This is a genomic window from Burkholderia sp. BCC0097 (assembly GCF_902832985.1).
In the GTDB taxonomy this organism is placed as follows: domain Bacteria; phylum Pseudomonadota; class Gammaproteobacteria; order Burkholderiales; family Burkholderiaceae; genus Burkholderia; species Burkholderia orbicola.
On the sequence record NZ_CADFDM010000003.1, the window covers coordinates 257,267 to 270,539 of the forward strand.

Below are 13,273 nucleotides of genomic sequence, written 5' to 3' on the forward strand. Positions count from 1 at the left end.
GAAAATGGCGGACCGGGCCTCGCCGATGCAGCGCCGCCCGGGCGGGCGGCATCGCATCAGCGGGGCCGGTCCGCAAGAACATATAATTCTCGCATAGAACCCTTTGGCGCCTTCGATGTCACCCTTTTCGTTCACCCTGCTGTTCGCGATCGCCGTACTCGCGATGGTCGTCACCAAGCTGTGGCTCGCGTCGCGGCAGATCCGCTTCGTCGCCGCGCACCGCAACGGCGTGCCCGCGCAGTTCAGCGCCACCATCCCGCTGACCGCCCACCAGCGCGCGGCCGACTACACGGTCGAGCGAACCCGGCTGACGATGCTCGAAATCGTCGTCAGCGCAGCCGTGCTGGTCGGCCTCACGCTGCTCGGCGGCGTCGGCGCTCTCGACACGCTGCTGACCGGCTGGCTCGGCCGCGGCTACGGGCAGCAGGTCGCGCTCGTCGCCGCCGTGCTCGTGATCACGGGCGTGATCGACGTGCCGTTCGAGTACTACCGCCAGTTCGGGATCGAGCAGCGCTTCGGCTTCAACCGGATGACGAAGCGGCTGTTCTTCACCGACATGCTGAAGAATTCGCTGCTCGGCGCCGTGCTCGGCCTGCCGCTGCTGTTCGTCGTGCTGTGGCTGATGAACCAGGCAGGCAGCCTGTGGTGGCTGTGGACCTGGATCGTGTGGGTCGCGTTCCAGATGCTCGTGCTGCTGATCTACCCGACCTTCATCGCGCCGCTTTTCAACAAGTTCGAGCCGCTGAAGGACGACGCGCTGCGCGTGCGCATCGAGTCGCTGATGAAGCGCTGCGGCTTCGCGGCGAAGGGGCTGTTCGTGATGGACGGCAGCCGCCGCTCCGCGCACGGCAACGCATACTTCACGGGCTTCGGCGCATCGAAGCGGATCGTGTTCTTCGACACGCTGCTCGCGCGCCTGTCCGGCCAGGAGATCGAAGCCGTGCTCGCGCACGAGCTCGGCCACTTCAAGCGCCGCCACGTGATGAAGCGAATGCTCGTGTCGTTCGTGCTGAGCCTCGTGCTGCTCGCGCTGCTCGGCTGGCTCGCGCAACGCACGTGGTTCTATACGGGGCTCGGCGTCACGCCGTCGCTCGACACCAGCAACGCGGGCGCCGCACTCATCCTGTTCTTCCTCGCGATTCCGGTATTCCTGTTCTTCGCGACGCCGTTCAGCAGCCTGACGTCGCGCAAGCACGAATTCGAGGCCGACGCGTTCGCGGCCAGCCAGACCGACGCGCAGGATCTCGTCAGCGCGCTCGTGAAACTCTACGAGGACAACGCGTCAACGCTGACGCCCGACCCCGTCTACACGGCCTTCTACTACTCGCATCCGCCCGCGTCGCAGCGGATCGACCGCCTGCTGCAGCACGCATGAGCCGGCCGACTTCCCGCAAGCAGGCCCCGCGCGCATCGGGCGCGCAACGGGCCGAAGGCCGCGTGATCGCGGCGCACGGCCGCCACTACATCGTCGCCCCCGACGACGGCGGCCCGATGCTGCAATGCTTCCCGCGCGGCAAGAAGAGTGACATCGCGGTCGGCGACCGCGTCGCGTACGAACTTGCGTCGGCCGACCAGGGCGTGATCGTGGAGATCGGCGAGCGGCGTAACCTGCTGTACCGCTCCGACCAGTTCAAGTCGAAGCTGTTCGCGGCAAACCTCGACCAGTTGCTGATCGTGCTCGCGACCGAGCCCTATTTCAGCGAGGATCTCCTCGGCCGTGCGCTGATCGCCGCCGAAGCGAACGAGCTGAAGCCGCTCGTCGTGCTGAACAAGATCGACGTCGAGGCCGCGCTGCCGGTCGCGCGCGAACGTCTCGCACCGTACCGCGCGCTCGGCTACGACGTACTCGAGCTGTCGGTCAAAGGCGCGCCGGACGACGCGCGCGCGCAGTTGATGCCGCACCTGGCCGGCCATTCGACGATCCTGCTCGGCCAGTCCGGGATGGGCAAATCGACACTCGTGAACCTGCTCGTGCCCGATGCCGAAGCCGCAACCCGCGAGATTTCGGCCGCGCTCAACAGCGGCCGTCACACGACGACGTTCACGCGCCTGTACCCGCTGGAAGGCGGCGGTGCGCTGATCGATTCGCCGGGCTTCCAGGAATTCGGCCTCTACCACCTGACCGAAGGCCGCCTCGAGCGTGCGTTTCCGGAATTCCGGCCGCTGCTCGCGGACTGCCGTTTCTATAATTGTCACCATCTGCACGAGCCCGGCTGCGCGATCCTCGAAGCCGTCGCCGACGGCCGCATCGCGCCGTCCCGGCACGCGCTGTACGCGCAACTCGTGCACGAGGCGAGCCAGATCGTCCGCTGACCGCGCGACGTGTGCGACGGCCGGCGTCAGGCGGGCCGACCTTCATCGACAGGAGCCGCGATGCGTTTCAAGGCACCCGACCTCGCGACCGCCCAGCATTGGGCCAACGTGCTCCAGGTGGCCGGCATCAGTTGCGAACTGCACAACTGCTACGCGACCGGCGCGCTCGGCGGCCTGCCCGCCGATGCGTGCACGCCCGAGCTGTGGCTCGACGACGAACGTGACGACGCGCTCGCCCGCCGGCTGCTCGATGCCGCGTCGCACGGCCCGTCGGCGGGCGCGGCGCCCTGGCGCTGCAGGCAATGCGGCGAAGCGCTCGAAGCGCAATTCACCGCGTGCTGGCAATGCGGCGCCGTGCGCGACCCGCTCGATGACTGAACGTACTATCCTGGCGCACAGCGAAAAGGCCGGCATCGAGCCGGCCTTTTCATTTCGTCGCGCGCTGCGCTAGCGCGTCACGATACCCAGACTGCCAGCGTCAGCATCAACAGCAGGATCATCCACAGAATCACCGCTCGCCACACGAGGCCGACCGCCGACTGCAGCGTGCGCGGCGTGCAATCGTCACCTACCGTCAACGGACCGCTGTCGCCGACCGCCAGCGCATCGAGGCTCGACGGTTCCGCGAGCGGCCCCGCGAGACGCGCGCCGAGCGCCCCGCTGCCGGCGGCCAGCAGTACGCCGTCGTTCGGGTCGGGCCACTGGCGCGTATGGTTGCGCCACGCGTAGATCGCATCCTCGAAATTGCCGACGATCGCGAAGCCGAGCGCCGTCAGTCGGGACGGAATCCAGTCGATCACGAAGAACGCGCGCTGCGCGAACGTCGAGAACGCGGCCGTGCGGTCCTCGCCCGGCGTCGACCAGCTGCGCGCGAGGTATTCGGAAATCCGGTACAGCACGGCGCCGGCCGGGCCGAGCGGCAGCACGTACCAGAAGAACACGCCGAAGACGTGGCGATGCGACGCGACGACCGCATGGATCAGCGTATGGCGGACGATTTCGCCGACCGGCATGTCGACCGTGTCGATACCCGTCCACTCGTGCAGGATTTCGCGCGCGCGCGGTACGTCGTCGTTGTTGAGCGCGAGATGGATATCGGTGAAGTAGTGGCTGAACTGACGGAAGCCGAGCGTGAAATACACGACGGCGACGTTCCACAGGAACGCGAGCACGAAGCTCACCTTGTACAGCAGGAAATAGATCAGCGCGACGATCAGCACCCACGGCAGCACGACCGCAAGCCATGCGAGGAGCCCGTGTTTCTGCTTGCCGGCGTCGAGGCCATGCGCAACGGTTTCCGCATGAAACTGGAACAGCGCGAACACCGGATTGCTCGGCGACAACGCGCGGACCTGTTCGATGATGAGAGCGAGGAGAACCGAAAAGAAAGTCATGCGTGGCGCCGTCTTCGGAGTTATGTCATTTTTTGCATAACGATAGCACAGCGTCAGCCGCGCATGGCTGCCAGTGCGGTGGCCCGACGGCAGCTCGCAAGCACCGGCCGGCACGCCCGCCTAGCCGGCGGCCAAGAAGCGATACAGATTGCGAAACATGGCGGCAGTTGCGCCCCAGATGAAGTAATGCCCGCCCGACTCGCCGTTCGGATAGGGCATGGCAAAAAAACGACGCTCGCCGCCTTCCCACCGGAACACGCGAACCTGATGGTTGGCGGGATTCATCACGAACGCGAGCGGCACTTCGAAAATCTCGGCGACTTCGAAGGTGTCGGCCTGCACGGTGAACGGCGGATGCACGAGGCCGACCACAGGCGTCACGCAGAAACCCGTGCCGGTCAGGTAGTCGGGCAGCACACCGAGAATTTCGACGCGTTCGGCGGCCAGCCCGATCTCTTCCTTCGCCTCGCGCAGCGCGGTGGCGGTCTCATCGCGGTCGAACGGCTCACGACGGCCGCCCGGAAAACTGATTTGCCCGGCGTGATCGTTCAAGTGATCGGCGCGCTGCGTCAGCAGCACGGTGAGGCCCGACTCGCGGACGACGAGCGGCACGAGAACAGCCGCGCTACGCGGGTCGACGCCCTCCTGCAGCCTCGCCTCGCCAGGCTCGACGCTCCATTCGAGCGTGCGCGTGAAACGTTCGCGCAGGCCGGACGGCGTCAGCAAGCGGGAATCGATGACAGGCAGGCCGGCACCGGTGCCTTCGACCGGCAAGACTTCGGGATCGATGATGGGGCGGCGATTCAATGGGGCTCTCGGGTTTGTGTCGTATCGAGCATATTGTCGCGCCAGAATGAAAAAAGCACCCGGTTGGGTGCTTTTTCCTTACAGCTCTTACTCTTGGGAAGCTGCTGCGGCGCGATCCTTCGACACCAGCTTTTCCTTGATACGAGCCGACTTGCCCGAACGCTCGCGCAGGTAGTACAGCTTCGCACGACGCACATCACCGCGACGCTTCACGACGATGCTTGCCAGCAGCGGCGAGTACGTCTGGAACGTACGCTCGACGCCTTCGCCCGACGAGATCTTGCGGACGATGAAGTTCGAGTTCAGACCACGATTGCGAATCGCGATCACGACGCCTTCGTAAGCCTGAACGCGCTTGCGGTTACCTTCAACCACGTTCACGTTCACGATCACCGTGTCGCCCGGGGCGAAATCGGGGATGGTCTTGCCGGCGAGCGCGCGCTCGATTTCTTCCTGCTCAAGTTTTGCGATCAGATTCATTACTGACTCCTTATGCCATCGTGTCGGCGTTGACACCCGCCTGCTTCCAGGCCTGGCCCCGATAGAGGATGGATTCACATCAGGCGCCGCACACGCATGTACGGCACCGCCAATTCCCGCTCGCGCAGCCGCCTCAGGAGGCGTCCTTCGCTTCGCGTGCGAGGTTCGCAAGCCAGGCCTCGTCGGCCCGGCTCAACAACTTTTCGCGGCGCGCCCGGACGATCAGGTCCGGCCGCTTCCGCAACGTATTCCTCAATGCTTCCTGGCGCCGCCACTTCTCGATCTCGGCATGATGCCCACCAAGCAGCACGTCCGGCACGCGCACGCCGTCGTATTCCTCGGGGCGCGTGTAGTGCGGACAATCGAGCAAACCATCGGCGAAGCTGTCCTGCACGGCCGACAACGAATCGTTCAGCACGCCGGGCAGCAACCGCACGACTGCATCCATCATCGCCATCGCCGGCAGCTCGCCGCCCGACAGCACGAAATCGCCGAGGCTGATTTCCTCGTCGACGCAACGGTCGAGCAGGCGCTGGTCGATCGCTTCGTAGCGACCGCACAGCACGACGACGCCGGGTTCCTGCGCCATCCGCACCGCGCGATCATGCGTGAGCGGCGCGCCTTGCGGCGACATCATCACGACGCGCGTGCTCGCGATGCCCTGCTCCGCCTGCGCCGCTTTGGCGGCGTCGATCGCGGCTTCGAGCGGCCTGGCCAGCATTACCATACCCGGGCCACCGCCGTACGGACGATCGTCGACCGTGCGGTAGTTGTCCGTCGTGAAATCACGCGGGTTCCAGGTGCGCAGCCCGAAGCGCCCCTGCTTGACGGCCCGGCTGGTGATTCCCCAGTCGGTCAGTGCGCGGAACATCTCGGGAAAGAGCGTGACGACGTCGAACTGCACCGCGCTCTCGGTTACCTGGTTCATTTCAGTAATCGGCTTCCCAGTCGACGACGATGCGACGCGCCGCCTGATCCACCGTTTTGACGTATACGCCGACGAACGGAATCAACCGCTCGTCGGTGGTCGGCTGACCGTCTTTGCCGGTTGCCGGATACTCGACACGCATGATCGAATGCACGCCGTTGTCGATCATCCCGCTCACCTTCCCGAGCGCCACCGATTGCTCGTTGACGACCTCGAGACCGATCAGGTCGACCCAATAGAATTCGTCCGCGGCCAGTGCCGGGAAATCTTCCCGGCGCACGAACACGCGAAAGCCGCGCATGGACAGCGCAGCATCGCGGTCGCTAACGCCCGCGGGTTGCGCAACGACAGTGTCGCTGTGCGTCTTCGACTGCATGATACGAACGGAAAGCCGCTCCGCACCGCGCTCCAGCCACCAGCGACGCGCGTTGAGCAGCGCGTCGCCGCCGCGACCGGCATCGGCATGCGTCGCCACCTTGACCCAGCCCTTCAGGCCGTAGGCGTCGACCACCGCTCCGACCTCGACGGCATCGTCGGGCCAGGCCTGCGTCGCTTCGGGACTACCTTGTTCGGCAGCCTGACCGGCGTTCGCGACCGAGTCGCGCTCGACCGGCTTGCGGACGAATGCGCCGAACGACGCACGCCCGCGCCTTGCATTACCGGAATCGTGACCCGCCATCAATGCACCTCACAGCCGGCACGACCGGCACACCGTGCCATGTTAGGCAGCCGGTTGCGCCTTTTGCGCTTCCTTCACGAGACGCTGGACGGTCGGCGACAGTTGCGCGCCAACGCCTTGCCAGTACGTCAGGCGATCCTGAGCGATACGCAGCGATTCGCCCTTCGTGGCGACCGGGTTGTAGAAGCCGACGCGCTCGATGAAGCGGCCGTCACGACGGTTGCGCGAATCGGTAGCAACGATGTTGTAGAACGGGCGCTTCTTCGAGCCGCCACGAGCCAGACGGATGATAACCATATGATGTCCTTCGGGAAAACCGGGTTCGAAACTACTGAAACACGCGATTATAGCCGGAAACCAGAGGCACAACAAACACTTACGCGTAAAAAACCGCAGACGGCCCGTCCGCCGGGCATACAATCGTCGTGTCCAGGACGTTCCCGACCGTCATGCCGCTCCTTCGCGCCGCCCCGATGCGCCGTGCCCAGCGCCAAGTCACGGCGCTGCTGGCCAGCCTTGCCTGCCTCGCGTCCGCATCGGCATTTGCCGCGCCGCTGCCGGTGAACGAACTCGTCGTACCGCCCGGCTTCCATATAGACGTGCTGACCGACGCCGTCCCGGCCGCGCGCGAAATGGCGTGGTCGCCACGCGGCATCCTGTATGTCGGCTCGCGGGACGGCCGCGTCCACGCGTTCGTCATGCACGAGGGCCGGATCAATGCGCACTATGTCGTCGCGTCCGGGCTCGACCTGCCCGTCGGCGTCGCCTATCGCGACGGCGCCCTCTATATATCCGCCGTCTCGCGCATCCTGCGCCTCGATCATATCGACGACCGGCTCGCAAAACCGCCCGCCCCCGTCGTCGTGACCGACGCACTGCCGACCGACCACCATCACGGCTGGAAATTCATCGCGTTCGGCCCCGACGGCAAGCTGTACGTGCCGACCGGCGCGCCGTGCAATGTCTGCCTCCCCGATCGCAATCGCTACGCGATCATTGCGCGGATGAATGCCGACGGCAGCGGACGCGAAGTGGTCGCCCGCGGCATACGCAATACGGTCGGCTTTGCATGGCACCCGGAGTCGGGCGAGCTGTGGTTCACCGACAACGGGCGCGACATGATGGGCGACGACGTACCGGACGACAAGCTGAACCGTGCGCCGCGCGCCGGCCTCGATTTCGGCTTTCCATACTGCCACGGCGGCGATACGCCCGACCCTGAATTCGGCAGCGCCGACGTCTGCCGCCGTTACGTGCCGCCCGTCCTGAAACTCGGCGCGCACGTCGCGGCGCTCGGGATGCGCTTCTACACCGGGCCGATGTTTCCGGCGTCGTATCGCAATAATGTCTTCATTGCCGAACACGGCTCGTGGAACCGCAGCACGAAGGTCGGCTACCGCGTGATGCGCGTGGTCGTCTCGGCGGACGGCCGCCACGCTCAGCAGACACCGTTCGTCACGGGGTGGCTGCGGCCCGACGGCACGGCATGGGGACGCCCGGCCGATGTATTGCCGCTGCCGGACGGATCGCTGCTCGTCAGCGACGATTACGCGGGCGCGATCTACCGCGTGACTTATGCGGCACCTTGACGCAGGCGAGGGGTGACCGGGCCCGACCGGGCATCGTAGAATGCGTGCCGGGCCGCGCGCCCGCGCCGGCCTGCCGGCCCCGCCCATGCCAACGACGATACGCCGCCATCCATGTCCAGCAGCACCGCATCGCCCCGCCGCTTCCGCTCCAAGACGCTCACCGCCGCCCTCGCGTTCCTGCTCGGGTCGATCGGGGCACACCGCTTCTATCTGTACGGCTTCCGCGACGTATACGGCTGGGCCCACTTGCTCGCCACGATCGTCGGCATCCCGGGCTTCCTGCTGCTCGCCGCAACCCAGCGCAGCGCCGGCCTTGGCTGGTGGCTCGCGGTACCTGGCGCCATCTCGCTGCTGGCGGCGTTCCTCGCCGCACTCGTCTACGGACTGCGCCCCGACGAAAAATGGGATGCGCAATTCAACGCGGACACCGGCAAGCACAGTCAGTCGGGCTGGACCGTGATCTTCGTCGTGATTTTCTCGTTGCTGATCGGCGCGTTCCTGTTGATGACCGCACTCGCGCTGTCGTTCCAGACATACTTCGAATCGCAGGTCGAAGCGGCCAAACAGATTTCGCAGTAAGCACGACCCATACCGTCGATACTGCACGCCGGCAACGTTGCCCGCCGGTCAGAACAGGTTCAACTGCATGTCGTCGCGCGACTTCGCGCCAGCTGCACGAACCGCAACACGCGGCGCCTGCACCGCGGCGGCCGGCGCACCGCTGAACCGCGACAGATCGAGAATGCCGTTCGTGCGTTCGTTCAACCCGAGCCGCTTGACCGCCTGACGGAAGCGCTGCCGCAACAGGTCGGCCCAGATCCCCTCCCCCTTCATCCGTTTCGAGAAATCCGAGTCGTAATCCTTGCCGCCGCGCATGTCGCGCACGCGGTTCATCACGCGCTCCGCACGATCGGGAAAATGCGCGGCAAGCCACTGCTTGAACAGCGGCGCGACCTCCCACGGCAACCTCAGGATGATGTAGCTCGCATGCGTCGCGCCGGCTTCCGCGCATGCCTCCAGCACGCGCTCCATGTCGGGCTCGGTCACGAACGGGATCACCGGTGCGATGCTCACGCCGACCGGCACGCCCGCATCGCGCAGCGCGCGGATCGTGCGCAACCGCCGCGACGGGGTGGCCGCGCGCGGCTCGAGCGTGCGCGCGAGTTCGGCATCGAGCGTCGTGATCGTGACCGCCGCCATCACCTGCCCGCGTTCGGCCATCGGCGCGAGCAGGTCGAGATCGCGCTCGATCAGCGACGATTTCGTGATCGCCGCGAACGGCAGCCCGCGATCGTGCATCACCTGGATCACGCTGCGCGTGATGCGCAGGTCGCGCTCGACCGGCTGGTACGCGTCGGTATTGACGCCGAGCGCGATCGGCTCCGGCACGTAGCGCTTGCGCGAAATCTCGCGCTCGAGCAGTTCGGCCGCGTTCACCTTCGCGTAGATGCGGCTTTCGAAATCGAGCCCCGGCGACAGGCCGAGATAACTGTGCGTCGGCCGCGCGAAGCAGTAGATACAACCGTGCTCGCAGCCGCGATACGGATTGAGCGACACGCTGAACGGAATATCGGGCGACTGGTTACGCGTCAGGATGCTCTTCGCCTGCTCCTCGAATACCTGCGTGCGCAGCGGCGCGGGGAAATCGGCATCGTCGGACGCGTGCGTCCAGCCGTCGTCCACCGCTTCGCGCAGCGCGATCTCATACCGCCCCTGCAGATTGTCGACCGCACCGCGCCCCTTGCGGGGCACGGGCGGCGCTATCGGAAATTCGTTGTCGGACCGATCGTCCATGTGCCCACCCATTCGCCTGCGCCCAATACTGTACATTTATACAGTATTGGGCGCAGCATGCCAAGGGCGGGATAAAGGGCCCGACGGCGAACCGCCGTCGCGTCACTCGCCGACGGCGATCGTCAACGTTTCCTTGATTTCCTCCATCACGACATAGCTCTTCGACTGCACGGCGCCGGGCAACTGCAGCAAGATGTCGCCCAGCAGTTTCCGGTAGTCGGCCATCTCGCCGATCCGCGCCTTGATCAGGTAGTCGAAATCGCCGGAGACGAGATGACATTCGAGCACCTCGTCGATCTTCATTACTTCCCGGCGGAATTGCTCGAACATGTTGCCGCCCTTGTGGCCGAGCGTGATCTCGACGAACACCAGCAGCGCGGCCCCCAACTGGCCCGGATCGACCCGCGCGTGATAGCCGGTGATCACGCCGTCGCGCTCCATGCGCCTCACGCGCTCGATGCACGGCGTGACGGTCAGTCCGACCTGTTCCGCGAGGTCTTTCATCGCCATCCGGCCGTCGTCCTGGAGCAGTTTCAGGATGCGCCGGTCGAGCTTGTCGAGCGAGCGTACGGGCTGACGTTGCGTTCTCATTTGTTTATGCTGAAAACCAGAAAAATACAATAACAAAAACTGCACATTCGACAATACCATAGCGCAAAAAACTAGATCAGCTAGAGGTTACACGGAGCCGCAGGTGCGCCCGGCCTCGACCTGATTCCTTCGATCTGGAGCAGCTATGCGAGTCGTCATTCTGGGCAGCGGTGTGGTGGGCGTGGCAAGCGCGTATTACCTTGCGCGCGCCGGCCATGAAGTCACGGTGATCGACCGGGAAGCCGGTCCGGCGCTGGAGACGAGCTTCGCGAACGCAGGCCAGATCTCGCCCGGCTATGCGGCGCCGTGGGCCGCGCCCGGCGTGCCGCTGAAGGCCGTCAAGTGGATGTTCGAGAAGCATGCGCCGCTCGCGATCCGCCTCGACGGCACGCGCTTCCAGCTCCAGTGGATGGTTCAAATGCTGCGCAACTGCACGGCCGAGCGCTATGCAATCAACAAGGGCCGGATGGTCCGTCTCGCCGAATACAGCCGCGACTGCCTGCAGGCGCTGCGCGCCGATACCGGCATCCAGTACGAAGGCCGCACGGGCGGCACGCTGCAGCTGTTCCGCACGCAACAGCAACTCGACGGCGCGGCGAAGGACATCGCCGTGCTGCAGGAAGCGAACGTGCCGTTCGAACTGCTGTCGCCGGCGGAACTGAAACATGCCGAGCCGGCGCTCGCCGCCGTCTCGCACAAGCTGACGGGCGGCCTGCGCCTGCCGGGCGACGAAACGGGCGATTGCCAGCTGTTCACGACGCGCCTCGCCGCGCTCGCCGAATCGCTCGGCGTCAAGTTCCGCTACAACACGCCGATCGATGCGCTCGCGATCGCGGGCGGCAAGATCGCAGGCGTGCAGTGCGGCAGCGAGACGGTGCGTGCCGACGCGTACGTCGTCGCGCTCGGCTCGTACTCGACCCGCTTCATCTCGAACCTGATGAAGATTCCCGTCTATCCGCTCAAGGGCTATTCGATCACCGCACCGATCGTCAACGAAGCCGCCGCGCCCGTGTCGACCGTGCTCGACGAGACCTACAAGATCGCGATCACGCGCTTCGACCAGCGCATCCGCGTCGGCGGCATGGCGGAAATCGTCGGCTTCGACAAGACGCTGCGCGCGGCGCGCCGCGAGACGCTCGAGATGTGCGTGAACGACCTGTTCCCGGGCGGCGGCGACACGTCGAAGGCCACGTTCTGGACGGGCCTGCGCCCGATGACGCCGGACGGCACGCCGATCGTCGGCCGCACGCCGGTGTCGAACCTGTTCCTGAACACCGGCCACGGCACGCTCGGCTGGACGATGTCGTGCGGCTCGGGCCAACTGCTCGCGGATCTGATCTCCGGGAAGAAGCCGGCGATCCAGGCCGATGACCTGTCGGTGCATCGTTACCTGAAGGACGCGCCCGGCCAGGCGCGCCCAGCCTACGCGTAAATCGGAACGGCCCGCGGCGATGCGGGCCCGTTGCATCAGCGAAAAAGGCGCCCTCGGGCGCTTTTTTCGTTTCGGCGACTGCGCGTGCGAGCGCCCGCTCGGCAGGAGGCTTCGGTCGACGTGTGCATGGCCCTCGTCGCGCGTCGGGCGAATCGACGCTACCGAACGGACGTACGTGCGCGACGATGCGTTCCGCACGGCACGGGGCGATCGCGGATCGTCCGGGCGAACGACGCGCGCGCCTCTTCAGCGACGACGCAACAAAAAGGGGCGCTCATCGCGCCCCTCGTGCTACATGCTTACCGCCGAAGCGTCACGCCGCGTCAGCCGAGCTCGGTCACGAGTTCCGGCACGAGCGAGAACAGATCGCCAACGAGGCCATAATCGGCCACGCTGAAGATCGGCGCTTCGGGATCCTTGTTGATCGCGACGATCACCTTCGAATCCTTCATGCCGGCCAGATGCTGGATCGCGCCCGAGATGCCGACCGCGATGTACAGCTGCGGTGCGACGATCTTGCCGGTCTGGCCGACCTGGTAGTCGTTCGGCACGTAGCCGGCGTCGACTGCCGCGCGCGATGCGCCGAGCGCTGCCGACAGCTTGTCGGCCAGCGGCTCCAGCACCTTCGTGTAGTTCTCGCCGCTGCCCAGACCGCGGCCGCCCGACACGATGATGCTCGCGCTGGTCAGTTCCGGACGGTCCAGCTTCGTCACTTCACGGCTAACGAACTGCGACTTGCCGGCGTCTGCCGCCGCTTCGATCTTGTCGACCGATGCGCTGCCGCCTTCCGCTGCCACCGGATCGAAACCCGTCGCACGCACCGTGATGACCTTGATCGGATCGCTCGACTGCACCGTCGCGATCGCGTTGCCCGCGTAGATCGGGCGCTCGAACGTGTCGGCCGAATCGACTGCCGTGATGTCCGAGATCTGCGCGACGTCCAGCTTCGCGGCGATGCGCGGCGCGATGTTCTTGCCGTAGGCCGTCGCCGGCGCGAGGATGTGCGAGTAGTCCTTCGCGATGTTCAGCGCGGTCGCCTCGACGTTTTCCGCCAGGCCTTCGGCCAGTTGCGGCGCGTCGGCCAGCAGCACCTTCGAGACACCTGCGATCTTCGCTGCCGCGTCGGCAGCCGCTTGCGCGTTGTGGCCCGCGACCAGCACGTGGATGTCGCCGCCAATCTTCGCAGCAGCAGCCACCGTGTTCAGCGTCGCGGCCTTGATCGACGCGTTGTCGTGTTCTGCAATCACCAGAATCGTCATTTCTTTC

The 13,273-nt window shown here is 65.8% G+C and carries 15 protein-coding genes; 6 read left to right on the forward strand and 9 right to left on the reverse strand.

Going from position 1 to position 13,273, the window contains the following annotated elements; genetic code table 11:
* The first annotated feature begins 115 nt into the window (after positions 1-115).
* Genes HWX07_RS10785 through HWX07_RS10795 form a run of 3 tightly spaced genes read left to right on the forward strand, consistent with a single transcriptional unit; the run spans position 116 to position 2,691 of the window.
* Positions 116-1,375, forward strand: a complete 1,260-nt coding sequence (locus tag HWX07_RS10785) for a M48 family metallopeptidase (protein WP_175876306.1) — start codon at positions 116-118, stop codon at positions 1,373-1,375.
* Positions 1,372-2,313, forward strand: coding sequence for a ribosome small subunit-dependent GTPase A (gene rsgA / locus HWX07_RS10790; protein ID WP_175876307.1), 942 nt, complete (start codon positions 1,372-1,374; stop codon positions 2,311-2,313). The genes HWX07_RS10785 and rsgA overlap by 4 nt, the downstream gene beginning before the upstream one ends.
* Before the next feature lie 60 nt (positions 2,314-2,373).
* The gene (locus tag HWX07_RS10795) at positions 2,374-2,691 is read left to right on the forward strand and encodes a DUF2007 domain-containing protein (RefSeq protein WP_175876308.1); all 318 of its coding nucleotides are present in this window, start codon (positions 2,374-2,376) and stop codon (positions 2,689-2,691) included.
* 77 nt (positions 2,692-2,768) lie between these two features.
* On the opposite strand, the gene HWX07_RS10800 is transcribed toward HWX07_RS10795, so the two are convergent.
* From HWX07_RS10800 to rpsP, 6 genes are all read right to left on the reverse strand, one after another.
* A complete protein-coding gene (locus tag HWX07_RS10800) occupies positions 2,769-3,707 on the reverse strand; it encodes a CobD/CbiB family protein (protein ID WP_006476545.1) in 939 nt (312 codons plus the stop codon).
* A 120-nt stretch (positions 3,708-3,827) separates the two neighbouring features.
* Positions 3,828-4,514 (reverse strand): CoA pyrophosphatase, encoded by a 687-nt coding sequence (locus HWX07_RS10805; RefSeq protein WP_175807513.1) that lies wholly within the window; start codon positions 4,512-4,514, stop codon positions 3,828-3,830.
* Between the two features lie 87 nt (positions 4,515-4,601).
* Complete coding sequence (gene rplS / locus HWX07_RS10810) at positions 4,602-4,994, reverse strand: 50S ribosomal protein L19 (RefSeq protein ID WP_006486838.1); 393 nt, start codon at positions 4,992-4,994, stop codon at positions 4,602-4,604.
* 133 nt (positions 4,995-5,127) lie between these two features.
* The gene (gene trmD, locus HWX07_RS10815) at positions 5,128-5,922 is read right to left on the reverse strand and encodes a tRNA (guanosine(37)-N1)-methyltransferase TrmD (RefSeq protein ID WP_006476548.1); all 795 of its coding nucleotides are present in this window, start codon (positions 5,920-5,922) and stop codon (positions 5,128-5,130) included.
* 1 nt (position 5,923) lies between these two features.
* The gene (gene rimM, locus HWX07_RS10820) at positions 5,924-6,601 is read right to left on the reverse strand and encodes a ribosome maturation factor RimM (RefSeq protein ID WP_011694218.1); all 678 of its coding nucleotides are present in this window, start codon (positions 6,599-6,601) and stop codon (positions 5,924-5,926) included.
* 42 nt (positions 6,602-6,643) lie between these two features.
* Positions 6,644-6,898 carry a 30S ribosomal protein S16 gene (rpsP, locus tag HWX07_RS10825; RefSeq protein ID WP_006476550.1) on the reverse strand — a complete coding sequence of 85 codons (255 nt, stop codon included), beginning with the start codon at positions 6,896-6,898 and terminating at the stop codon, positions 6,644-6,646.
* A gap of 152 nt (positions 6,899-7,050) precedes the next feature.
* Here rpsP and HWX07_RS10830 point away from each other — a divergent pair, with 152 nt between their 5' ends.
* A complete protein-coding gene (locus HWX07_RS10830) occupies positions 7,051-8,190 on the forward strand; it encodes a PQQ-dependent sugar dehydrogenase (RefSeq protein ID WP_175876309.1) in 1,140 nt (379 codons plus the stop codon).
* 111 nt (positions 8,191-8,301) lie between these two features.
* On the forward strand, positions 8,302-8,769 hold the full coding sequence (locus HWX07_RS10835; protein WP_023475835.1) for a TM2 domain-containing protein: 468 nt from the start codon (positions 8,302-8,304) through the stop codon (positions 8,767-8,769).
* 48 nt (positions 8,770-8,817) lie between these two features.
* Here the strand turns inward: HWX07_RS10835 and HWX07_RS10840 are convergent, their stop codons facing one another.
* Together HWX07_RS10840 and HWX07_RS10845 are read right to left on the reverse strand one after the other, a co-directional pair.
* A complete protein-coding gene (locus tag HWX07_RS10840; RefSeq protein ID WP_175876310.1) occupies positions 8,818-9,996 on the reverse strand; it encodes a PA0069 family radical SAM protein in 1,179 nt (392 codons plus the stop codon).
* Positions 9,997-10,086: 90 nt separating this feature from the next.
* Positions 10,087-10,575 (reverse strand): Lrp/AsnC ligand binding domain-containing protein, encoded by a 489-nt coding sequence (locus HWX07_RS10845; RefSeq protein WP_012492860.1) that lies wholly within the window; start codon positions 10,573-10,575, stop codon positions 10,087-10,089.
* Between the two features lie 145 nt (positions 10,576-10,720).
* On the opposite strand from HWX07_RS10845, the gene HWX07_RS10850 reads away from it, so the two are divergent.
* Positions 10,721-12,007 carry a D-amino acid dehydrogenase gene (locus HWX07_RS10850; RefSeq protein ID WP_175807516.1) on the forward strand — a complete coding sequence of 429 codons (1,287 nt, stop codon included), beginning with the start codon at positions 10,721-10,723 and terminating at the stop codon, positions 12,005-12,007.
* 323 nt (positions 12,008-12,330) lie between these two features.
* Here the strand turns inward: HWX07_RS10850 and HWX07_RS10855 are convergent, their stop codons facing one another.
* A complete protein-coding gene (locus tag HWX07_RS10855; RefSeq protein ID WP_011544897.1) occupies positions 12,331-13,266 on the reverse strand; it encodes an electron transfer flavoprotein subunit alpha/FixB family protein in 936 nt (311 codons plus the stop codon).
* Between the last annotated feature and the right edge of the window lie 7 nt (positions 13,267-13,273).

Excerpts from the sequence above, each read along its gene's own strand:
- rimM (WP_011694218.1), bottom strand. The coding sequence starts at position 6,601 with ATGGCGGGTCACGATTCCGGTAATGCAAGGCGCGGGCGTGCGTCGTTC.
- HWX07_RS10830 (WP_175876309.1), top strand. The coding sequence starts at position 7,051 with ATGCCGCTCCTTCGCGCCGCCCCGATGCGCCGTGCCCAGCGCCAAGTC.
- HWX07_RS10800 (WP_006476545.1), bottom strand. The coding sequence starts at position 3,707 with ATGACTTTCTTTTCGGTTCTCCTCGCTCTCATCATCGAACAGGTCCGC.
- rsgA (WP_175876307.1), top strand. The coding sequence starts at position 1,372 with ATGAGCCGGCCGACTTCCCGCAAGCAGGCCCCGCGCGCATCGGGCGCG.
- HWX07_RS10850 (WP_175807516.1), top strand. The coding sequence starts at position 10,721 with ATGCGAGTCGTCATTCTGGGCAGCGGTGTGGTGGGCGTGGCAAGCGCG.
- rplS (WP_006486838.1), bottom strand. The coding sequence starts at position 4,994 with ATGAATCTGATCGCAAAACTTGAGCAGGAAGAAATCGAGCGCGCGCTC.
- trmD (WP_006476548.1), bottom strand. The coding sequence starts at position 5,922 with ATGAACCAGGTAACCGAGAGCGCGGTGCAGTTCGACGTCGTCACGCTC.
- rpsP (WP_006476550.1), bottom strand. The coding sequence starts at position 6,898 with ATGGTTATCATCCGTCTGGCTCGTGGCGGCTCGAAGAAGCGCCCGTTC.
- HWX07_RS10845 (WP_012492860.1), bottom strand. The coding sequence starts at position 10,575 with ATGAGAACGCAACGTCAGCCCGTACGCTCGCTCGACAAGCTCGACCGG.
- HWX07_RS10855 (WP_011544897.1), bottom strand. The coding sequence starts at position 13,266 with ATGACGATTCTGGTGATTGCAGAACACGACAACGCGTCGATCAAGGCC.
- HWX07_RS10835 (WP_023475835.1), top strand. The coding sequence starts at position 8,302 with ATGTCCAGCAGCACCGCATCGCCCCGCCGCTTCCGCTCCAAGACGCTC.
- HWX07_RS10795 (WP_175876308.1), top strand. The coding sequence starts at position 2,374 with ATGCGTTTCAAGGCACCCGACCTCGCGACCGCCCAGCATTGGGCCAAC.
- HWX07_RS10785 (WP_175876306.1), top strand. The coding sequence starts at position 116 with ATGTCACCCTTTTCGTTCACCCTGCTGTTCGCGATCGCCGTACTCGCG.
- HWX07_RS10840 (WP_175876310.1), bottom strand. The coding sequence starts at position 9,996 with ATGGGTGGGCACATGGACGATCGGTCCGACAACGAATTTCCGATAGCG.